The following is a 21,838-nucleotide window of genomic DNA, read 5'->3' as shown; positions in this document are numbered from 1 at the left end:
TAGGGTTCTTATTTTTAAAACAAGTTTGTTTTGAATTACCCTACCCGATTAACAAATTTTATTTGATTGACCATATTCTCGCAAATCAAAAGTATATTTGTTTCAAATTTAGAAATATCTTGTATGAAAATTGTTTTTGCCACACATAACATAAATAAAGCTAAAGAAGTAGCTGCATTACTACCTAATATTGAGTTGGTCACTTTAGAGGAAATCGCTTGTTTTGAAGAAATCGCTGAAACAGCAACAACACTTGAAGGTAATGCTGCAATCAAAGCAAATTATGTAACCGAAAAATACAAACTTAATTGTTTTGCAGATGATACAGGTTTAGAAGTGGATGCGTTAAATGGGTCACCTGGCGTTTATTCAGCAAGATATGCTGGTGAAGATGGTGATGCGGAAAAGAATATGGACAAGTTGCTCAATGCTTTGCGAGGTCAAGAAAATAGAAGTGCGCGTTTTAGAACGGTAATAGCATTAAATTTAGATGGTAAGCAATTTCAATTTGAAGGTGTTTGTGAAGGAGAAATACTCAAAGAGAAATCGGGTTCAAAAGGCTTTGGTTACGACCCTATTTTTAAACCTAAGGGTTATACTACATCTTTTGCAGAAATGAGTATGCATGAAAAAGGTAAAATTAGTCATCGAGGCTTGGCTGTTGCGAAACTTATCGCCTTTTTAAATACGCTCTAACTCTCTTGGCTACAAAAAAAACATACAAGTATTCAGCTGCGGTCTTACTATTTTTACTGCTTGCAACTTGGTTGATAAATATCAACTTGGGGTCTGTAAGCATTCCTTTCAAAGAAATTATTAATATAATAACAGGGACCACAGCAGAAAACGAAAACTGGAAATATATCATTCTCAACTATAGAATTCCTAAATCGATTACCGCAATATTAGTCGGATCAGGACTTGGAATTAGTGGATTGCTCATGCAAACGTTATTTAGAAACCCATTAGCAGGTCCGTTTGTTTTAGGAATAAGTTCTGGTGCAAGCTTAGGTGTGGCTATCTTAATTTTAGGATCTGGTTTTTTAGGAACCTATTTAGGGGGCTTTTTACTTTCTAATTGGAGTGTTACTGTCGCAGCTAGTTTGGGATCATTTATGGTTTTATCAGTAGTATTAATTGCCATAAAAAAGATTAGAAACACTATGTCAATACTCATAATCGGACTCATGTTTGGTAGTATCAGTGCTGCAATTATTAACGTTTTAAGTTACTTCAGTAGTGCAGAACTCCTACAGCAATTTATATTTTGGAGTTTTGGAAGCTTAGGAAATCTTACTTGGAACGAACTCATAATTTTTGCTTCGATAATTTCTATTAGCATCCTATTACTTCTAGGCAGTATCAAACCTCTAAACGGTTTATTACTTGGTGAAAACTATGCCATAAGTATGGGCATCAATTTAAAAAAAACAAGAAATTTAGTACTAATCGTAACGAGTTTAATGACAGGTGTTATCACAGCGTTTTCTGGACCTATTGCTTTTATTGGTTTGGCTGTACCGCATTTGACAAAATTATTATTCGACACATCGGATCACAAAATATTGATTCCGACTGTCGCACTTACTGGAGCAATCTTAATGCTTATTTGTGATACGATTGCACAGGTACCCAATAGTGAATACACACTGCCGATTAATGCAATTACTTCATTATTTGGTGCTCCAATTGTAATTTGGTTGCTGATTCGAAAACAAAAATTGACAATGTAATTTGAAAAATGAACATCGACATATCATACTAAAAACCGAAGATTTGGCTATTGGTTATTGCAATAAAAAAGGTACTCATTTTGTTGCAAAAAATTTAAATATCGCTCTAGAAAAAGGAAAACTAGTAACGCTATTGGGTAAAAATGGTATTGGTAAATCAACCCTGTTAAGAACCTTATCTAAAACCCAATACAAACTTGAGGGAGAAATCCGGATCAATAACAAAAAACTATATGACATAGACAACGTTTCGCTCTCAAGATCTATGAGTCTCGTATTGACTGAAAAAATACCTGAAAGTCAATTATCGGTCTACGAACTCGTTGCCTTAGGTCGACAGCCCTATACCAATTGGTTAGGAAGATTGTCCAAAGAAGATTTGATAAAGATAGAACAAGCCTTAAAATTGGTTAACATTTCTGATTTAGGAGACAGAAAAAACTACGAATTGAGTGACGGCCAGCTTCAAAAAGTAATGATTGCAAGAGCATTGGCTCAAGATACGGATATCATTATTTTAGACGAACCCACTGCCCACCTTGATTTACATCATAAAATTGAAGTTTTTAAAATACTACAGCGTTTAGTTCTTGAAACGCAAAAAACAATCATTATTTCAACACACGAAGTAAATTTAGCGCTGCAACTTGCAGATGAATTGTGGTTGATGACTCCAAATAAATTTGTGACTGGCACCATAGACACATTGATAGAAAATCAAGATTTACAAAATTTATTTCCTGAAGATCAAGTACGTTTCAATACTGATTCGAAACAATTTATTCTCAAAAAATAATTTTATTATATTTCAATATGAAAAATATAATTATTCCAATACTTATAGCTACATCGTTATTTACAGCCTGTACGAGTACCAAAAAAATAAAAGTTGAAGATACAGACACTGTTTTTGCAAACACTATAACTGTTGAAGAACTAAAAAAAGATTTGTATTATTTTGCTTCAGATGCTTTTGAAGGTCGCGAAACTGGTGAGCCTGGACAAAAAAAAGCTGCTGAATTTTTAAAAAGTGAATATCAAAAATTAGGTATTCAAAGTCCTTTAGCCGATGATAACTATTTTCAAAAAATTCCGAAATCATTTTTACCAGGAGGTGTAAAAGAAACCGAAAATGTTGTTGCATATATTGAAGGTTCTGAATACCCAAACGAAATAGTAGTACTTTCTGCGCATTACGATCATATAGGAACAAATGGTGTAGATATCTTTAACGGAGCAGACGATGACGCATCAGGAACGGTTGCTTTATTAGAAATCGCAGAGGCGTTTCAACAAGCGAAAAAAAATGGAACTCCACTAAAAAGAAGTATTTTGTTCTTACACCTTACTGCTGAAGAAAAAGGTTTATATGGATCTAAATGGTATGTTGAAAATCCTATTTTCCCAATAGAAAATCATATCGCAGATTTAAATATAGACATGATTGGTCGTATTGATTCAGCACATGAAAACAATGAAAATTACATTTATTTAATTGGCTCTGACAAATTGAGTAAAGAACTGCATTTCTTATCTGAAGAAGTCAATACCAAATACACGAATTTACAACTAGATTATACTTACAACGACGAAAACGACCCGAATCGATTTTATTATCGATCAGACCATTATAACTTTGCAAAAAACAACATTCCTATTATATTTTATTTCAACGGCGTGCATGAAGATTATCACAAAGCAACCGACACACCTGAAAAAATTAATTACGAATTATTACACAAACGAACACAATTGGTATTTTATACAGCCTGGGAGTTAGTCAATAGAGAAGAACGAATTAAAGTAGACTAAAAACCTTCATCTTAATAAAAAAAGCAAAAAATTGACCAATATTTTTTAGATATTAAGAAATATGTAAAAAAAACAAAAAAATATTTTTTTCTTTACAAAAGTTTTAAAATCAAACTTATTTATTATATTGCCCAAATAAAGAAATAATATCTATAAATAACTATGGAAATAATTGACAGAGCTTTAGAGTTTGAAGCCAATGAATCAACGTTCAAATCTAGAGACGAACGTATCAAAGCTTCGCATACTGCCAAAGAATTGGTATTAGGATTGAATGAGATCTATAAAGAAAATAAAGATCCTAAAATCATGGATATCATGAAAAGAATTACTGTAATCAAACAAAAATTTGAAAAAAGACTGAAAGGAAGATTAACCCCTTAATTCTTCTTTAACAACTCTTCTTTTAATACTTCTACAAAATAGGCAATCTCTTCTTTCGTATTAAATTTACTAAATGAGATTCGCATAGAAGTTTTCATGGCTTCATCAACAGTTAGCAATTTCTCTAATACATGTGAGCCGGTACTACTACCACTTTGACAAGCACTACCACCAGATATAGCAACACCTTTTAAATCTAAGGTAAACATAACAAAAGGCAAATCGTATGGCAGTCTCATATTCAATACCGTAACGGTATTATTTTCAATATTCTGAGAGTTTGCATTAAAAACTACATTTGGCAATTCTTTTTGAATCAATGCTACGCAATACTTTTTCAGAATGGCAATATTTCTAATATCTGAGCTTAAGTTTGAAAGGCTCATCTCAAGTGCTTTGTCCATACCTAATATAGAGTGAACAGGTTCAGTACCTGCTCTAGCTCCTTTTTCTTGCTCACCTCCAATTAACATCGGTTGTACACCAAAACCTTTTTTAAAATAGGCTAATCCTACTCCTTTTGGACCATGAAACTTATGTGCTCCTGCAGATATAAAATCAACTCCTAACTCTTGTAAATCAATATCAAAATGTCCAACGGCTTGAACCGCATCAGAATGAAATAGCGCTTTGTATTCTGAACAGATACCCGCCACTTTTTTCACATCTAATATTGTTCCTATTTCATTGTTTACAAACATCAAGCTTACAAGTGTTTTTTGATCTCCTTCAAGTTTCTTTCTAAGGTCAACAATATCAATAGTTCCATTAGTATCAAAATCTACATACACAACTTCAATAGAGAATTCTTGTTGTAATAATTTGACGGTTTTTAAGACTGCATGATGCTCTAAATACGAAGTAACAATCTTAGTTACACCTAAATTCAAAATCGCATTCCGCAAAATTAAATTGTTCGCTTCTGTACCTCCAGATGTAAAAATCAATTCGCTTGAACTCACATTGAGGTGTTTGGCAATATTTTTTCTCGAGTTCTCTATCAGAGATTTAGCGCTTCTACCGAATTGATGTGTAGAAGACGGGTTTCCAAAATTTTCTTTCATAGATTCCATCATAACATCTACCACCTCATCAAAAACTGGAGTTGTAGCTGCATTGTCTAAATAAACCTTTTTCATACGTCGAATCTTGAAAATAATTAATGATAAATCTACTCTGTATCACACAAAAATATACTAATTAAAATTAACAAAAAACACTTTTTTCATTCTCTTTAAAACCACTACATTTGTTACATATTTTATAGACAATGAAAAAACTTAGTTTTCTATTATTCCTTACATTTTTCTTAGCCTGTGATGATGGTGAGTTTAACGTTCCTTCATTTGATTTTGATGGTTTAACGATTAACAATTGTGGGAATTTAGTATTCTATAAAACTACAAGTAGCGCGACAGAATCTTTGATGATTCAATTGGATGTAGACAATACCGACGACATTTTCTTCAAGGTTCCTTTTGATGAGCAGCCTTTTCAAATTTCTGAATCAGGTGTCAATTCCATGTCGTATCGAATTTTCAATGATGCTTTGGGCAATGACTATTTTTGCCAAGACATCCCACCTACTACACCGGTAGTATCTGAAAGTTGGACTGGAGAAGGTACATTACTTATTACCAATACGATTGCCTTAGATGATAACGATGGTGTACCCTCAGAAATCGAAAAAGTAATTGACCCAGATACTGGTACATGGCTTGATACCGACAAAGATGGATACCCAGATTATATTGATATTGATGACGATGGAGACAACAAATTGACCATCAATGAAGATATTGATATTACCACCTTACCTATTTCGAATACAGGTGACCCTACTTTAATTGATACAGATGGTGATGGTACTCTAAATTATTTAGATACCGATGATGATAATGATAATGTATTATCTATCAATGAATCTGAGACTGGAGGGGATGCAAATAATAATGGAATCCCTGCTTATTTAGATGTAAACGATACAGATAGTATAGAAGCAGCTTCTCCGGTTACTAACAATTACACGCAAAGCTATTCAATGTTTTTCTTCTTTGAATCACTTATTTTATCTAGTGAATCTGGAAATACTATTACCTATCCCGATGGATATACCTATGGTACGAAAACAGGTTCATTTACTACAAGTGAACTCCCTACAGAATAAACACAAACTACCTGTTTTGTAAAAAATAAACTTCGGTAGCTCCCATTCCATATTTTTGATAAGATGCATCTGATATTTTTACAGGATATCTTTTCAACAAACGATACAGTTCGTCTTTCAAAACCCCTTCTCCAACTCCATGAATAAAAATAATTCGAGGTATTCTTTTGCGTTGGGCAAACTCAATTTTCATTTTTGCTGTGTCTAACTGAACAGTCAACATATCAAAGTTCTGCATACCTGCTGTTGATTTTACCAGGTGCTGTATATGCAGATCTACTTCCATAGGAGGAATCGTACCTTCTTTTTTACTTTTAATTACAGTTTTTTTCTTTCTTGAAGTGTCTTGAATCTTTGCTTTTAACAAGGGATTGTTGATATCAGAAAACTTACTCAACTCATTCTGATCTCTTAAAATTTTAACCAATTGATCCGGACGAAAACTTAACTCAAAGCCATCTTCGTCTTCAATTACAATTTGTTTGGTTGAAGCATTTATGACAACGCCTTTTATAGCAGCATCCAATACGGCTACTTTATCTCCTTTCTTAAAACTCATGAAAATCTCTTATACCTCTCGTGATTTATCGTAGGGAATTTGCGATAATAAATATTCTATAGAGGCTATTCTTGCCGAAGTTTTTCTATTCGCTTTGATAATTTTCCATGGTACAGCACCTTCAGAAGTATTCTCAAACATTTTCGCTTTGTAAACGGTATATTCATCCCATAATTCTTGAGCAGACTCGTCGACCGAAGTCATCTTCCATTGCTTAAGAGGATTCTTTTTGATATCTTCAAACCTCTTCGCTTGCTCTTTTTTATTAATAGACATATATATTTTAACCAAACGAATACCTGATTGGGTAATCATTTTTTCAAAATCATTTACTTGATTCATAAAAATATCATACTCTTCTTTCGTGCAAAATCCATTAACAGGTTCAACCACTGCACGGTTGTACCAACTTCGATCAAAAAACACGATTTCACCTGCCTTCGGAAACTTTTTGATATAGCGTTGGAAATACCATTGAGAACGTTCTTCTTCAGATGGTTTACGCAAAGCAACAATTCTAAAATGACGTGGATTAATTCTTTCGGTGATACGACGAATCGCCCCTCCTTTTCCTGCAGCATCTCTACCTTCAAAAATAACGATAACACGCTCATTTTTTTCAATTACCGAAGCTTGCATTTTGATCAATTGAACTTGAAGTTTTTTTAACTTTTTTTCATAATCATGAATACGCAAAGCACGTTCTATGCTAATTGCATCTTTCGCAAACAATCCTTTAATACCGATTTTGGTATTTAATTTATCTATAACAGATTTTCCTTCTGAATTTTGATTCATTCTAACAATTTATTTTTGAGACTATACCTGTTAATCTATTTGATGTGATGATCTAAAATAATGCATAATCACATTGGGGTCAGGAAACAAACTTGTCTGTGAAAAATCTTTCCCCTCATATTCGAATTTAGACAACACATAACGAATACACTCTAATCGAGCAACTTCTTTATTATTTGTCTTTACAATCACCCAAGGGCTATAACTAGTGTGGGTTTTACTATACATCTGTTCTTTAAAATGCGTATACCTGTCCCATAATTGTTGCCCCTTCTGGTCTACCGGACTGAATTTCCATCGTTTCAATGGATTTTTCATTCTTGAATTGAAACGTTTCTCTTGTTCATCTTTAGAAATTGACAACCAAAACTTAATGATAATCAAACCATCTTCATACAACATATGCTCAAATTCTGGAACTTGAGACATAAATTCATTGTATTGATCGTCATTACAGAACCCCATTACAGGTTCTACCACCGCTCTATTATACCAACTTCTATCGAAAAATACAATCTCTCCAGGGTTTGGTAGCTCACGAATATATCGCATAAAATACCACTGTCCTCTTTCTTTATCTGTAGGTTTGTTCAAAGCTACCAAACGCGAAGTTCTTGGACTTAAATGTTCCATAAATCTTCTAATAGCTCCTCCTTTACCTGCAGCATCTCTTCCTTCAAAAATTACAGCAACACGTTTGTTGTTTTTCGCAACCCATTGTTGAAATTTCACCAATTCTATTTGAAGTTTTTTTAACTCCTCTTCATATTGAATCGTATTCAGAATCACTTTATATTTTCCTTCTTTTGAAGCCAATAATTCCTTTAATTCATCTTTTGAATTTAGTTTTTCTATTTCTTCTAAGGTTAATCCTTCTTTTTTTTGCATATTTTTTTCTCTTAAGAGCAATTTAATTTGCTACCTCGCTTAAAAACTTAATTCGCATCAAGCGTAAATCTTCTTCTTCATAATCACCATCAAATTCATCCATGGCCTCTTGAATATCATCAGATTCTGCTTCCATAAAATATTCCATGATTTCTTCTTGCTGATCTTCATCCAAAATATCATCGATACAATAACTGATATCTAATTTTGTACCCGAATAAACAATGGTTTCTATCTCTTTGATCAACTCATCCATTTCTAGCCCTTTAGCCGTTGCGATGTCATCTAAAGACAATTTTCTATCTGTATTTTGAATGATGTAAAGTTTAAGGCCCGATTTTACCCCCGTACCTTTCACGATCAAATCATCAGGTCTGGTAATATCATTTTCTTTTACATAAGCTTCAATAAGTTCGACAAATGCTTTCCCGAATTTCTTTGCTTTACCATCACCAATACCATGTACATTCGACAATTCGTCTAAAGATATTGGATAGCGCAGTGCCATAGCTTCTAACGACGGATCTTGAAAAATCGCAAAAGGTGGAATTCCCATCTTTTTAGCGACCTTCTTTCGCAAATCTTTTAGTATCGCCATCAATTTTTGATCACTTACACCGGTAGCTTTTGAATTGATAACACCTTGCCCAACATTTTCAGTATGCCCGTATGTATGATCAGCTGTCATCATAAAGGACTTTGGATTGGCAATAAACTCATGTCCACTATCCGTCATTTTTAAAACACCATACTGCTCTATTTCTTTTCGCAATAAATTCACTACCAATGTTTGACGAATTAACGCCATCCAGTAGTCTGACTTGTGTTTTTTACCAATTCCGAAAAAAGGCCTTTCAGGAGTCTTATGCGAATTGAGCATCGCATTTTCCTTTCCTCTCAAGGTGGCAACGATATCTTTTGCTTTATATTTTTCTTTTGAATCTCTTACAACTGAAAGTAATATTTTCACCTCTTCGCCTGCCTCAACTTTTGGCTTAGGAGTTCTTGTATTATCATCCATATCAGCTCCAAGTCCATTGATTTCATCAAACTCTTCACCAAAATAGTGCAGTAAATATTTTCTTCGACTCATCGAAGTCTCAGCATACCCAACTACTTCTTGCAACAAAGCATGACCAATTTCTTGTTCTGCAATTGGCTTGCTCGACATAAATTTTTCTAACTTTTCAATGTCTTTGTAAGAATAATAAGCCAAACAATACCCTTCACCATCATCTCTTCCGGCACGACCTGTTTCTTGGTAATAACTCTCTAAACTTTTCGGGATATCATGGTGAATTACAAAACGCACATCAGGCTTGTCTATACCCATTCCAAACGCAATGGTTGCAACAATCACATCGACATCTTCCATCAAAAACATATCTTGATGTTTTGCACGAGTTTTAGCATCTAAACCAGCGTGGTATGGCATTGCTTTGATACCATTCACCTGTAATATTTGCGCTACCTCTTCAACCTTTTTCCTGCTCAAACAATAAATAACTCCCGACTTGCCCTCATAACCACGCACAAAACGAATCATATCACTATAGATATCCTTTGTTTTCGGTCGTACATCATAAAACAAATTCGGTCTATTAAAAGATGCTTTAAATCTGTTTGCATTGGTGATGCCCAAAGTTTTCAAAATATCCTCCTGAACTTTTTCAGTTGCCGTAGCAGTCAAACCAATCACTGGTACATTATCAATGTTTTTGATAATGTTACGTAAGTTTCTGTATTCTGGTCTAAAATCGTGTCCCCATTCTGAGATACAATGTGCTTCATCAATGGCTACAAAAGATATTTTTTGTGATTGTAAAAATGCTACATACTCTTCTTTTATCAAAGATTCAGGAGCAACATATAATAGCTTTGTAACACCTGAACTTATATCTTTTTTCACATTCGCGATTTCAGATTTGTTCAATGAAGAATTTAAGACATGAGCAATTCCATCATTCTCAGATATTCCTCTGATGGCATCCACTTGATTTTTCATTAATGCAATAAGTGGCGAAACCACAATTGCCGTTCCTTCTTTCATCAATGCCGGTAACTGGTAACATAACGACTTTCCTCCTCCAGTTGGCATAATTGCAAAGGTATTTTCACCTGCAACAATACTTCGAATAACATCTTCCTGTAAGCCTTTAAATTTCGAAAAACCAAAAAACTTTTTTAACGGTCCATGTAAATCAATTTCCTCTCTATTCATTACCTATCTTAATCTATTTTTAGATACATTTGCAAATAAAGGTATCACTTTTTTTTATTCTACAAAATTAAAACTTTTGAAAAACTCGAATACAATTATTGACAATGCTTTGCGCACAATTGACATTGAAAGTAAAGCGATAGCGAATTTAAAAAATTTAATCAATTCTGATTTTGAAAAAGCTGTAAATTTCATTTTTAACGCTAAAGGAAGAGTGATTATTACAGGGATTGGTAAAAGTGCAATTATCGCAAATAAAATTGTTGCTACCATGAATTCTACTGGTACTCCTGCTATATTTATGCATGCAGCAGATGCCATCCATGGAGACCTAGGAAACATACAAGAAGACGATGCTGTTATTTGTATTTCTAAGAGTGGTAACACACCTGAAATTAAGGTATTAGTTCCTCTGATTAAAAATTATGGCAATAAAATAATTGCCCTTACAGGAAACCCTGAATCTTTTTTAGGAACAAATGCTGATTTTGTTTTGAATTGTGAGGTTGAAAAAGAAGCATGTCCAAACAACTTAGCTCCTACCACTAGCACAACAGCGCAATTGGTTTTAGGTGATGCTGTAGCTATTTGTCTGCTTGAAATGAAAGATTTTTCAAGTAAAGATTTTGCGAAATACCACCCAGGAGGAGCACTTGGGAAAAAATTATATTTACGTGTCAATGATTTAATTTCTAATAACGAATTACCAAAGGTAACTTCTGATACGAGTGTGAAAGACGTTATCATTGAGATTTCTAAAAAACGTTTGGGAGCTACTGCTGTAATTGATGACAATGAATTGGTAGGTATGATAACTGATGGAGATATTCGTAGAATGCTTGAAAAAAATGCAGATATTTCAAAATTTACAGCTAAAGAAATCATGACTGCTAACCCTAAAACTATGGCAGCAGACGCCATGGCGATAGATGCTCTAAACACACTTGAAAGCTACGGAATTACACAAATACTTGTGCTTAATGAACAAAATGAATATGTAGGTATCATACATTTACATGATTTAATCAAAGAGGGTATTTTTTAAACCGTAACATCTCTTTTACATTATGAGTGAAGAAAAAAATCAAATGTCTTTTTTATCCCATCTTGAAGAATTAAGATGGCATTTAGTTCGATCAACAGCTTCTATTTTTATTTTCGGAATCGTACTTTTCGTTTTTAAAACTGAAGTTTACGATCATTTTTTGTTAGCACACTTAGACTCAAACTTTGTTACCTACCAATGGTTCTGTAACGCTTTCCAAACTATCGGTATAGACAGCGATTTTTGCGGTGTATCATTTCCTCAAAAGTTGCAAAGTTTATCCATGACCAACCAATTGATGAATGCTATATGGTCTTCATTGATTTTAGGTTTAATTATTTCATTTCCATATGTTTTATGGGAAATGTGGAAGTTTATTGCACCTGGGCTTCATGAAAGCGAGAGAAAAAAATCAAAAGGATTCTTATTCATTACTTCGGTTTTATTTTTTGCAGGAGTCTTGTTCAGTTTTTATGTAATTGTTCCGATGTCAGTTTATTTCTTTTACCATTTCGAAATCACAGATGCCATTCAAAATAACTTTACTTTGTCTTCATACATTTCGATGGTAACCAATACGATTTTAGGAGTCTCTGTTGTTTTTGAATTACCTGTTTTGATATTCTTTTTGACTAAATTAGGATTGATTACACCAGAATTTTTAAAAACCTATCGCAAACACGCTTTGGTTGTTGTACTTTTACTCTCAGCGATTATTACTCCGCCCGATATTGCGAGTCAGATAATTGTATCAATTCCTGTATTGATTTTATACGAAGTGAGTATTTTTGTATCACGATTTGTCGTAAAAAAACAGGAACAACAAGCATAATTAAACGCATGCATTTTCTATGAAACTAAGAGCTGAAAACATCCAAAAAATATACGGAAGCAGAAAGGTTGTAAAAGGAATTTCTTTAGAGGTAAATCAAGGAGAAATTATTGGTTTGTTGGGTCCTAATGGAGCTGGTAAAACCACTTCTTTTTACATGGTGGTTGGAATGATTCAACCGAATTCTGGAAAAGTATTTTTAGACGACTTAGAAGTCACCGAATTTCCTATGCACAAACGTGCACAACATGGTGTTGGTTACTTAGCACAAGAAGCTTCTGTTTTTAGAAAACTGTCTGTTGAAGACAACATTCGCTCTGTACTACAATTTACAGGGAGAACCAAAAAAGAAGAAAAAGAAAAACTAGAATCACTTATTGAAGAGTTTAGTTTGGGACATGTGAGAAAAAATCGGGGTGATTTACTTTCTGGAGGTGAAAGAAGACGTACCGAAATTGCTCGTTGTTTGGCCTCTGATCCTAAATTTATTCTTTTAGATGAGCCTTTTGCAGGAGTTGACCCTATAGCCGTAGAAGATATTCAAAGTATCGTTGCTCAGCTAAAAAACAGAAATATTGGTATTTTAATTACCGATCATGATGTACAAGCTACCTTGGCCATTACTGATAAAACCTATTTGATGTACGAAGGTGGTATTTTAAAAGAAGGTACCCCTCAAGAACTAGCAGATGACCCAACAGTTCGAAAAGTATATCTAGGAGAAAGTTTTATTTTAAAAGAAAATAAGTTCAAGTAATTCCACTGTACTCTTCGACTTTACCAATCCACTGTACCCTTCGACTAGCTCAGGGTACATTTTTTTTTAATAATTTGAATTTGATAATAGTTTAGACAAAGTTTGTCAAATTCTCTTGATGCTACCAACGAATAAAGACAGACCCCCAAGTAAATCCACTTCCAAAAGCAGCCAAAACAACCAAGTCTCCGTCTTTTATTCTACCCTTTTCCCATGCTTCACTCAACGCAATAACTACCGATGCGGCAGTTGTGTTTCCGTAATGCATGATATTGTTATATACTTGATCGTCTGTTAGTCTAAATTTCTTTTGGATGAATTGTGCAATCCTTAAGTTCGCTTGATGAGGAACTAACAAGTCAATATCACTAGCTGATAAATTATTTTTTTCTAAACCTTCAAGAATTGCTTCAGAGAATCGTGTAACTGCGTGTTTAAAAACAAACTGCCCATTCATATACGGATAATATGAAGTATCATTAGGGTCATTATTTTCTAGTATTTCTGGTACCCAACGAGCTGTGCTTGGTCCTTCTAAAACCAATTCTTTAGCATGTTTTCCTTCAGAATGCAAGTGAGAAGATAAAATACCTTTGCCTTTTTCTTCTGTTCTACTTAAAACGACAGCCCCTGCCCCATCTCCAAAAATCACAGATACATTTCTTCCTCTTGTGGTTTTGTCTAATCCACCAGAATGATTTTCAGATCCAATCACCAAAATATTCTTGTACATTCCTGTTTTTATAAATTGGTCGGCGACAGACATAGCATAAACAAAACCAGAACACTGGTTTCTTACATCTAATGCTCCAATCGTAGGCATTTCTAACATATCTTGAATTTCTACTCCACCTCCAGGGAAATACATATCAGGACTCAATGTAGCAAATACAATAAAATCTATATCATCTTTCGTTAAACCAGATCTCTCGATAGCTTTTCTAGCAGCCTTTGCCCCCATAACAGAGGTGGAATCATCTGTTCCTTCTTTGATCCATCTACGTTCTTTAATACCCGTTCTTTCTTGAATCCATTCATCATTGGTATCCATTAGTTTTGAAAGATCGTGATTGGTTACAATATTATCTGGGACATAAAATCCCAAACCCGTAATTTTAGAACTGTACATGATTTAACGTTTATTTGGTTAACACTATTAAATGTAAGAAATAAAACTTAGGGAATCAATGCAAGTTTACAAGAAATATTTACGACATAAAAAAAGTTTTAATCCCACTCAAGATACTTTGAGCAGCATATGCAGCTAAGATCAACCCCATTACCTTACTAATAACAATTATCCCTCCTTCTCCAATTCTTTTTTGAATCTTATTAGAAACCAACAGAACGAGACAAGTAAGTCCGACCACAAAAGCCAATTCGACAATAGTGATCAACTGCTGGGTAATTGAATAAATTTTATTATCAGTCATTAATACGACTGCCAAAATTGCACCAGGAGAGGCTATCGAAGGCAGCGCTACAGGAAATATTGTTACTTTTTTATAATCTGTAATCAAACTCATTTCTGATTCTGGTTTACTTTCTCCTAACACCATAGATATGGCGAATAAAAAAAGAATTACTCCACCAGAAATTTGAAAAGCCTCTAAGCTTATTTCCATTCCATCCAAAATTATTTGACCTACTACAATAAAGAAGAACAGCACAAAAAAAGCGATCAAAGAAGAATTTATCGCGATTTTCTTTCTTTGATTTGTGTCAAAATTCTTCGTTGCTTCCAAATAAACAGGTACTGAACCCATTGGGTCAATTACAGCAATCAACAACAATATAGCACTAAATATTTCTGCCAAAATTATTTAAAAATTTGTACCCCTTTTGTGGTAAATGAAACTCCTTGCTGCCCATATGTAGATATCATAACTGCTTCAAACAACGGCAAGTTTTTGGTATCTTTAACAGCCCAATCAAAAATAAAATTTGCACCAGAACCTCCTTCTTTATCGATTTGTTCTATAATTATTTCAACCGTTTCTAAAGGCTTGATTTCTATAGGTTTTTTAATATATCTTCTTATTTTTTTTCCTGAAGTATCATAGTAATCTGCATTTAAAATATAGATCGATTCGGATGGTGAAGTATTTCGTAAACTCGTAGTAATTGTCAAATACAAATTGTTATTACCGTGCATCTGATACACATGTGAATAGACAGGTAAATAGGTTGCTCCTTCTTCTAATTTCGACACATCTAAGTCTGAAACATATTTATTCTCAAAATTTGTTTTCTTTATTTCTATTGCTTCTTCTTTGTTTTCGCATGCACTGAATAACACAAAAAGCAACAAAAGTAGTCCTGAATTTTTCATATTAATTTTTCTTACCCATTTAAAATTACTTACTTATAAAACTACGATTTATTTAATCTGAAACCATAAAGTTTTTAGAATTAATTTCTTCTTTTTTCTGCTAAATACTTAAATTTAAAAAATGAAAACAAAATTTATAATTTTTACTGTCGTTTTGGTTGCGTTATTTTCTTGTGAAAAGAAATCTAAAAAAGACAAAATTAAAAACCAGCCAACAACTAAAACAGAGATTGCTACATACACTTACAATGAATTAAAGCCATTGTTAGAAAAAAACGACAACAAAACTTATGTGATAAATTTTTGGGCCACTTGGTGTGCACCGTGTGTAAAGGAGCTACCTGCATTTGAAAAATTAAACGAGAATTTCTCTTCTAAAAATGTTGAAGTTCTGTTGGTTAGTTTAGACTTTCCAAATCATATAGAAAGTAAACTAATTCCTTTTTTAAAGAAAAAAAAATTAAATTCAAATGTAATTGTATTAAATGATATCGATGAAGACACATGGATTAAAGCTATAGATGCGAATTGGACCGGTGCCATACCTGCAACGCTTATTTACAATAAAACCAAAAGAAAATTTTACGAACAATCTTTTGACTATCAAACACTAGAAAACGAACTCAAAACCTTTTTAAAACCATAAATTATGAAAAAAATTCATTCTGTAGCGCTCATTATTATTTTCGCATTAGTAACTGCATTTACTGTTAACTCTGCAAAGGGGTACTCTATAGGTGACAGTGTTGAAGACTTTTCTTTGGTCAATATTGATGATAAAATGGTTTCATTATCAGATTTTCACAATGCTAAAGGTTTTATTATTGTTTTTACATGTAACCATTGTCCATATTCTATTGCAAATGAAGATAGAATTATTGCCCTAGACAAAAAGTACAAACCGCTTGGCTACCCAGTAATAGCTATCAACCCAAACGATCCAGTCGCTTCACCTGAAGATAGCTTTGAAAAAATGAAAATTAGAGCACATGACAAAGGCTTTACTTTTCCCTATCTTTTTGATAAAAAACAGACGGCATACCCAAAATTCGGTGCTACCAAAACTCCTCATGTATTTATTGTATCAGCCAACGAAATGAAGGTTGAATATATCGGTGCGATAGATAATAGCTCTAGAGATGCAAGCAAGGTTACAGAAAAATATGTTGAAAACGCTGTGGATGCATTATTGACAAACAATGCAATAACTAAAAAAGAAACCAGAGCTATTGGTTGTTCTATAAAAAAACAATAAAGCAAATGAACATAGAACATATTGCTATTTGGACATTAGATTTGGAAAAAATGAAGAATTTTTACATCAAATTCTTTAAGCTCAAGTCAAATAAAAAGTACTATAATCCGAGGAAAAATTTCAGTTCCTACTTTTTGTCATTTGAAACAGGTGCTCGTTTAGAATTAATGCACCGTCCCGACATCTCTGAACTGATAGAAAAAACAGGTGCCACATTGGGACTGACTCATTTTGCGGTTTCAGTTGGTTCAAAAAAAAATGTTGATATGCTTACTGAATTAGCAAGAAAAGAAGGTGTTAAAATTATCGGAAACCCTAGAACAACTGGGGATGGATACTACGAAAGTATCATTTCTGACCCAGAAGGAAACTTAATTGAAATCACAGAATAAAACACAACAAGCATAAAACAACTTATCAAATAGCTTCATTATTTTTTAATACATCTAATCAAATAGGTCACTTTTTTCCATTTGATGTACTACACTTTTACAGTTTGCTAGTGTAAATTACACAGGATGCCATCATTGTTTCAATGAAAGACAAGAATGTCTTGAAAAATTATTCAATCACATTCAATTTAGCAAATTTCAAAATCAATTTTTTCAGTCCTTCTTTTTCGAATTTGATTTCGGCTTTTGCGTCTCCACCAGCCCCTTCTAATTTTACAACTTCTCCTTTCCCAAATCGTACATGTTCGACAATACTTCCTTGTTGAATTTTAGCATTTTGAGCAACCCCTCCTTTAGCAACTACTTTAGAAACTGGTTTCATGTTTTTCGGAACCACTAACGGTTTCTTTAAAGTATTGGGCTTTGCGGTACGAACACTTGTAGCTTTTCGTGGTACTGGTTTTCTAAAACGTATTCTATCTTTCGGAATATCATCTTCGAACAATGAACTATCCACAAAGTTATTTGTTCTAGGAGCTAACTTTTTCGGAGTTAAATATTCTAAATATTTTGAATCAATCTCTTCTAAAAAACGACTCGGTTCACTATCAATTAATTTTCCCCAACGATATCTTGTATTCGCAAAACTCAAATAGGCCTGATGCTCTGCTCTAGTAAGTGCCACATAAAACAATCTTCGCTCCTCTTCCAATTCACTTCTAGTGTTCATACTCATTGCTGATGGAAATAAATCTTCTTCCATACCAACCACATACACGTACGGATATTCTAGTCCTTTTGCCAAGTGAATTGTCATCAGAGAAACCATTGGTTCATCGTCTTCTTTGTCGCTGTCTAAATCCGTTTTAAGAGCAACATCTTCTAAGAAAACAGCCAAAGAATCTTCTTGTTCTTTTTCTTTCGCATCATCTATAAAATATTTAATTCCATTTAATAGCTCTTGCACGTTTTCAACCTTGCTAATTCCTTCAGGCGTACCATCTGCTTCTAAGTCTTTTACAATCTGAACTTGCTTCACCACTTGATCTGCAATTTCGAAAGCATTCACCTTTTGAGCATTGATAGTAAACGCTTGAATCATATTGGCAAAATTTTTCAATTTTGTCTTCGTACATGCATTTATTTTTAAATCTACTTTGTCGATGTGTTTTACAATTTCAAACAACGGCTTGTTGTAATGATTCGCAGCGATGGTTAACTTATCAATTGTAGTTGCCCCAATACCTCTAGCAGGGTAATTGATAATTCTTTTCAAAGCCTCTTCATCATTTGGATTGATCAGAATTCTTAAATACGACAGCACGTCTTTGATTTCTTTACGCTGGTAAAAAGAAGTACCTCCGTAAATTTTATAAGCTATTCTCTTTTTTCGCAAAGCGTCTTCCATCGCACGAGATTGTGCATTGGTTCTATACAAAATACAAAACTTGTCATTCGTCAATTGATGATTCATCTTATTTTCGAAAATAGAATTCGCAACCCATCGACCTTCTTCTCCATCAGAAATAGTGCGCATTACTTTCACCTTAGGTCCTTCTGGATTTGCGGTAAAGATTTCTTTATCGAGCTTTGTTTTATTTTTTTCAATCAAGCTATTCGCTGCTTCTACTATATTTCCCGAAGAACGATAGTTTTGCTCTAACTTAAAGGTTTTTACATCTTCGTAATGTTTCTGGAAATTCAATATATTATTGATGTTTGCACCACGGAAAGCATAGATACTTTGAGAATCATCACCTACCACACAAATATTTTGAAAACGATCTGCCAACGCTCGAACAATTAAGTATTGTGAATGGTTGGTATCTTGGTACTCATCAACCATCACGTAACGAAAACGATCTTGATATTTCGCCAACACATCAGGAAACCTAGATAATAATTCATTCGTACGTAACAATAAATCATCGAAATCCATAGCCCCAGATTTAAAACAACGCTCTACATAGGCTTTGTACAAATCTCCCATTTTCGGTCGACTTGCCATAATATCTGCTTCTTTTAGATCAGGGTTGTTGTGATAAGCCTTTACCGTAATCAAGCTGTTTTTAAATTGTGAAATACGTCCTAATACTTGTTTCGCTTTGTAACGATCTTTATCGAGTTGCATTTCTTTTATAATGGCCCCTAGTAGTTTTACAGAATCTTGAGTATCATATATCGTAAAATTTGAAGGATACCCTAGTTTATCAGCTTCAGAACGAAGAATTCTAGCAAAAACTGAGTGAAACGTACCCATCCACAAATTTTTCGCCTCACTTTGACCAACAACCGATGCGATACGTTCCTTCATTTCACGTGCAGCTTTGTTGGTAAATGTTAAATTCAAAATATTAAAAGCATCAACACCACTTTTCATCAAGTGTGCAATTCTATACGTAAGAACCCTAGTTTTACCCGAACCTGCACCTGCAATAATAATCATAGGTCCTTTGGTTTGTAAAACTGCTGCTTTTTGTGATGGATTCAATCCTTCTAAATAATCTGCCAAACTAATATCTTTAAAATGTTGTAAAAATATATTCTTCTACGAGTTTCAAAAATAAGGCTTCAATATTCTATAAGCAATAAAAGTTATCTACAAGTTTCTATCTATATTATCTGAATTTTTTGAAAATAATATACTAAACCCTTTACTTTTTTATGAAGTATCGTTAGTTTTGGAATTCTATAGAAAAATTTCATACATGAATTTGACAAATCTTCTTAGCAATCTTTTACCTTCAATAATTATTGCAGTATTGGCATACTATTTTTTCAAAACTCAAATGCAGAACGAACATTCTAAAAGGAAGCACAATACAATTTATAAAAATAAAAAATTGACTTTACCCATTAGATTGCAAGCGTACGAAAGAATTACATTATTTTTAGAACGTATCAATCCAAGTCAATTATTAATTAGAGTGAAACCAATAGGAAATCTTAAGGAAGATTACGCTTCATTACTTGTTAGCACAATCGAACAAGAATACGAACACAATTTAAGTCAGCAAATATATGTCTCAGAAGAAAGCTGGAGCATTGTAGTATCCGCTAAAAACACGATTTCAAAAATTATTTCTGACACAACAAAACAGACAGATATAACAAATGCACAAGAATTGCGTGAAGGTATTTTAACTGCTATCTTAAAAACCTCTCCACCAACAACAGTGGCTTTGTCTAATTTAAAAAATGAAGTTGCACTACTATTTTAAACTCAAATATCAATTAAACATCTACAATATGAAATTAATAATTTATTCAATTCTGAGCTTATTTAGCATCTCAATGGTACACGCCCAAGCAAAAAAACCAAACATAGTTCTTATCATATGCGATGATGCTGGTTTTGCTGATTTTGGATTCCAAGGTAGCACAGTAATGAAGACTCCACACCTAGACAAAGCTTGTAAAGATGGGGTACGGTTCTTAGAAGGTTATGTTACTTCATCTGTATGTGCACCATCACGTGCGGGGATTCTAACGGGCAGATACCAACAACGATATGGTTACGAGCATATTAATGTAACAGGATTTATGTCTGAAAACTCTGCTCTTAAAGGAGAAGATATGGGGTTGCCGCTAGAAGAAAACACATTGGGTGACCATATGAAAAAAGCAGGTTATACCACTGGTTATTTTGGAAAATGGCATTTAGGCGAAGCTGATAGGTTTCACCCTACGAAACGTGGATTTGATGAGTTTGTCGGATTTAGATCTGGTGGAAGAAGTTATTTTGCTTATCCTAAAAAAACCTTAAAAAAGACCCCACAATTAAATCATAACAGATTAGAATGGGGATATAAAAAATATAAAGAGCCTGAATACTATTTAACAGATTTACTAGGAGACCAAGCTGCTAAGTTTATCGAAAAGCATCAAGACAAACCTTTCTTTCAGATTGTAGCTTTTAATGCGGTACATACTCCTCTCGAATTTTTAGAAAAAGACACAGCACAATTTCCAAATTTAAAAGGAAAAAGAAAAATTTTAGCAGGGATGACATTGTCGTTAGATAGGGCCTGCGGAACTATTTTTGAGAAATTGAAAGAATTAAACCTAGATGAAAACACTATTGTAGCCTTTGTAAGTGATAATGGGGGACCAACCGACAAAAATGCATCTTCCAATTTACCATTAAGCGGAACGAAATCAAATCATTTAGAAGGCGGTATTAGAATTCCATTTTTCATGAAATGGCCAAATGGTATCCCTGCAAATACTGAATACGATTTGCCGGTTTCAACAATGGATTTCGCTCCTACTTTTATGAAAGCAGCTGGTATAGATATTAAGAAATATCCACTGATTGAAGGAGTAGATTTAATCCCATACTTAAACACGGCTATTGCGCATAATCCGCATGACGATTTGTATTGGAAAAAATCTTGTCGAGCTTCAGTGAGAGAAGGTGATTGGAAATTAATACGTTTCCCTGATCGTCCTGCTCAGTTATACAATATTGCTGAAGACATCTCTGAGACAAATGATTTGGCCGCAAAATACCCTGAAAAAGTACGTAGGATGTATAAAAAAATATGGAATTGGGAAAAGCAAATGCCACAACCTAAATGGTTGCTTAAGCGTAAATATGAAATTTACGATATAGAACGAATGGACAAATACCATTTGAATTAAGATAAACAAAAACACCTCC

Annotated in this window: 23 protein-coding genes; 14 read left to right on the top strand and 9 right to left on the bottom strand. The window is 33.7% G+C overall.

From position 1 onward, the window contains the following. Positions 1–123: 123 nt before the first annotated feature. The 5 genes from F6P99_RS05635 to F6P99_RS05615 all read left to right on the top strand — a co-directional run bounded on the left by F6P99_RS05635 (position 124) and on the right by F6P99_RS05615 (position 3,929). Complete coding sequence (locus F6P99_RS05635; protein ID WP_152286485.1) at positions 124–696, top strand: non-canonical purine NTP diphosphatase; 573 nt, start codon at positions 124–126, stop codon at positions 694–696. Positions 697–701: 5 nt separating this feature from the next. Then, positions 702–1,733 (top strand): FecCD family ABC transporter permease, encoded by a 1,032-nt coding sequence (locus tag F6P99_RS05630; RefSeq protein ID WP_152286484.1) that lies wholly within the window; start codon positions 702–704, stop codon positions 1,731–1,733. Position 1,734: 1 nt separating this feature from the next. Beyond that, positions 1,735–2,529 (top strand): ABC transporter ATP-binding protein, encoded by a 795-nt coding sequence (locus tag F6P99_RS05625; protein WP_152286483.1) that lies wholly within the window; start codon positions 1,735–1,737, stop codon positions 2,527–2,529. Positions 2,530–2,546: 17 nt separating this feature from the next. Beyond that, positions 2,547–3,545, top strand: a complete 999-nt coding sequence (locus F6P99_RS05620; protein WP_152286482.1) for a M28 family metallopeptidase — start codon at positions 2,547–2,549, stop codon at positions 3,543–3,545. Between the two features lie 162 nt (positions 3,546–3,707). Continuing rightward, positions 3,708–3,929 (top strand): hypothetical protein, encoded by a 222-nt coding sequence (locus F6P99_RS05615; RefSeq protein WP_152286481.1) that lies wholly within the window; start codon positions 3,708–3,710, stop codon positions 3,927–3,929. On the opposite strand, the gene F6P99_RS05610 is transcribed toward F6P99_RS05615, so the two are convergent. Next, positions 3,926–5,068 carry a cysteine desulfurase family protein gene (locus tag F6P99_RS05610; RefSeq protein WP_152286480.1) on the bottom strand — a complete coding sequence of 381 codons (1,143 nt, stop codon included), beginning with the start codon at positions 5,066–5,068 and terminating at the stop codon, positions 3,926–3,928. The two genes, F6P99_RS05615 and F6P99_RS05610, sit on opposite strands and share 4 nt — an antisense overlap. Positions 5,069–5,199: 131 nt before the next feature. Here F6P99_RS05610 and F6P99_RS05605 point away from each other — a divergent pair, with 131 nt between their 5' ends. Continuing rightward, positions 5,200–6,096: a hypothetical protein gene (locus F6P99_RS05605; RefSeq protein WP_152286479.1), complete on the top strand. Its 897-nt coding sequence runs from the start codon at positions 5,200–5,202 to the stop codon at positions 6,094–6,096. A gap of 7 nt (positions 6,097–6,103) precedes the next feature. Here F6P99_RS05605 and F6P99_RS05600 read toward each other — a convergent pair whose 3' ends face one another. From F6P99_RS05600 to F6P99_RS05585, 4 genes are read right to left on the bottom strand one after another with little or no spacing between them, the layout of a single operon-like run. Then, positions 6,104–6,655 (bottom strand): Smr/MutS family protein, encoded by a 552-nt coding sequence (locus tag F6P99_RS05600; RefSeq protein WP_152286478.1) that lies wholly within the window; start codon positions 6,653–6,655, stop codon positions 6,104–6,106. A gap of 9 nt (positions 6,656–6,664) precedes the next feature. Continuing rightward, a complete protein-coding gene (gene ppk2 / locus F6P99_RS05595; RefSeq protein ID WP_152286477.1) occupies positions 6,665–7,453 on the bottom strand; it encodes a polyphosphate kinase 2 in 789 nt (262 codons plus the stop codon). Positions 7,454–7,483: 30 nt separating this feature from the next. After that, a complete protein-coding gene (ppk2, locus tag F6P99_RS05590; RefSeq protein WP_152286476.1) occupies positions 7,484–8,341 on the bottom strand; it encodes a polyphosphate kinase 2 in 858 nt (285 codons plus the stop codon). 22 nt (positions 8,342–8,363) lie between these two features. Continuing rightward, positions 8,364–10,562, bottom strand: a complete 2,199-nt coding sequence (locus tag F6P99_RS05585) for an ATP-dependent DNA helicase RecQ (protein WP_193316008.1) — start codon at positions 10,560–10,562, stop codon at positions 8,364–8,366. 76 nt (positions 10,563–10,638) lie between these two features. Between F6P99_RS05585 and F6P99_RS05580 the strand changes: the two genes are divergently transcribed. The 3 genes from F6P99_RS05580 to lptB are packed head-to-tail and all read left to right on the top strand — an operon-like array spanning position 10,639 to position 13,196. After that, positions 10,639–11,607, top strand: a complete 969-nt coding sequence (locus F6P99_RS05580; protein WP_152286475.1) for a KpsF/GutQ family sugar-phosphate isomerase — start codon at positions 10,639–10,641, stop codon at positions 11,605–11,607. A 22-nt stretch (positions 11,608–11,629) separates the two neighbouring features. Next, positions 11,630–12,439: a twin-arginine translocase subunit TatC gene (gene tatC, locus F6P99_RS05575; RefSeq protein WP_152286474.1), complete on the top strand. Its 810-nt coding sequence runs from the start codon at positions 11,630–11,632 to the stop codon at positions 12,437–12,439. A 19-nt stretch (positions 12,440–12,458) separates the two neighbouring features. Further along, positions 12,459–13,196: an LPS export ABC transporter ATP-binding protein gene (lptB, locus tag F6P99_RS05570; protein WP_152286473.1), complete on the top strand. Its 738-nt coding sequence runs from the start codon at positions 12,459–12,461 to the stop codon at positions 13,194–13,196. A gap of 121 nt (positions 13,197–13,317) precedes the next feature. Here the strand turns inward: lptB and F6P99_RS05565 are convergent, their stop codons facing one another. The 3 genes from F6P99_RS05565 to F6P99_RS05555 all read right to left on the bottom strand — a co-directional run bounded on the left by F6P99_RS05565 (position 13,318) and on the right by F6P99_RS05555 (position 15,528). Next, positions 13,318–14,325 carry a 3-oxoacyl-ACP synthase III family protein gene (locus tag F6P99_RS05565; protein ID WP_152286472.1) on the bottom strand — a complete coding sequence of 336 codons (1,008 nt, stop codon included), beginning with the start codon at positions 14,323–14,325 and terminating at the stop codon, positions 13,318–13,320. 79 nt (positions 14,326–14,404) lie between these two features. Continuing rightward, on the bottom strand, positions 14,405–15,013 hold the full coding sequence (locus F6P99_RS05560; protein ID WP_152286471.1) for a MarC family protein: 609 nt from the start codon (positions 15,011–15,013) through the stop codon (positions 14,405–14,407). A 2-nt stretch (positions 15,014–15,015) separates the two neighbouring features. Next, positions 15,016–15,528 (bottom strand): DUF3124 domain-containing protein, encoded by a 513-nt coding sequence (locus F6P99_RS05555; protein ID WP_152286470.1) that lies wholly within the window; start codon positions 15,526–15,528, stop codon positions 15,016–15,018. A 121-nt stretch (positions 15,529–15,649) separates the two neighbouring features. Between F6P99_RS05555 and F6P99_RS05550 the strand changes: the two genes are divergently transcribed. From F6P99_RS05550 to F6P99_RS05540, 3 genes are read left to right on the top strand one after another with little or no spacing between them, the layout of a single operon-like run. After that, entirely contained in the window at positions 15,650–16,174 is a 525-nt protein-coding gene (locus F6P99_RS05550) for a TlpA disulfide reductase family protein (RefSeq protein ID WP_152286469.1), read from the top strand. A 3-nt stretch (positions 16,175–16,177) separates the two neighbouring features. After that, positions 16,178–16,783 (top strand): thioredoxin family protein, encoded by a 606-nt coding sequence (locus tag F6P99_RS05545; protein WP_152286468.1) that lies wholly within the window; start codon positions 16,178–16,180, stop codon positions 16,781–16,783. A 5-nt stretch (positions 16,784–16,788) separates the two neighbouring features. Beyond that, a complete protein-coding gene (locus F6P99_RS05540) occupies positions 16,789–17,175 on the top strand; it encodes a VOC family protein (RefSeq protein WP_152286467.1) in 387 nt (128 codons plus the stop codon). 169 nt (positions 17,176–17,344) lie between these two features. Here F6P99_RS05540 and F6P99_RS05535 read toward each other — a convergent pair whose 3' ends face one another. After that, positions 17,345–19,687 (bottom strand): ATP-dependent helicase, encoded by a 2,343-nt coding sequence (locus F6P99_RS05535; RefSeq protein ID WP_152286466.1) that lies wholly within the window; start codon positions 19,685–19,687, stop codon positions 17,345–17,347. A gap of 196 nt (positions 19,688–19,883) precedes the next feature. Between F6P99_RS05535 and F6P99_RS05530 the strand changes: the two genes are divergently transcribed. After that, positions 19,884–20,396, top strand: coding sequence for a DUF7935 family protein (locus tag F6P99_RS05530; RefSeq protein WP_152286465.1), 513 nt, complete (start codon positions 19,884–19,886; stop codon positions 20,394–20,396). A gap of 28 nt (positions 20,397–20,424) precedes the next feature. Next, the gene (locus F6P99_RS05525) at positions 20,425–21,819 is read left to right on the top strand and encodes a sulfatase-like hydrolase/transferase (protein ID WP_152286464.1); all 1,395 of its coding nucleotides are present in this window, start codon (positions 20,425–20,427) and stop codon (positions 21,817–21,819) included. The last annotated feature ends 19 nt before the right edge of the window (positions 21,820–21,838 follow it).

The sequence above is a fragment of the Flavicella marina genome, from assembly GCF_009193215.1.
In the GTDB taxonomy this organism is placed as follows: Bacteria; Bacteroidota; Bacteroidia; order Flavobacteriales; family Flavobacteriaceae; genus Flavicella; species Flavicella marina.
Note: the sequence above shows the minus strand (reverse complement) of the source record. Positions and strands in the feature narration are given on the sequence as shown.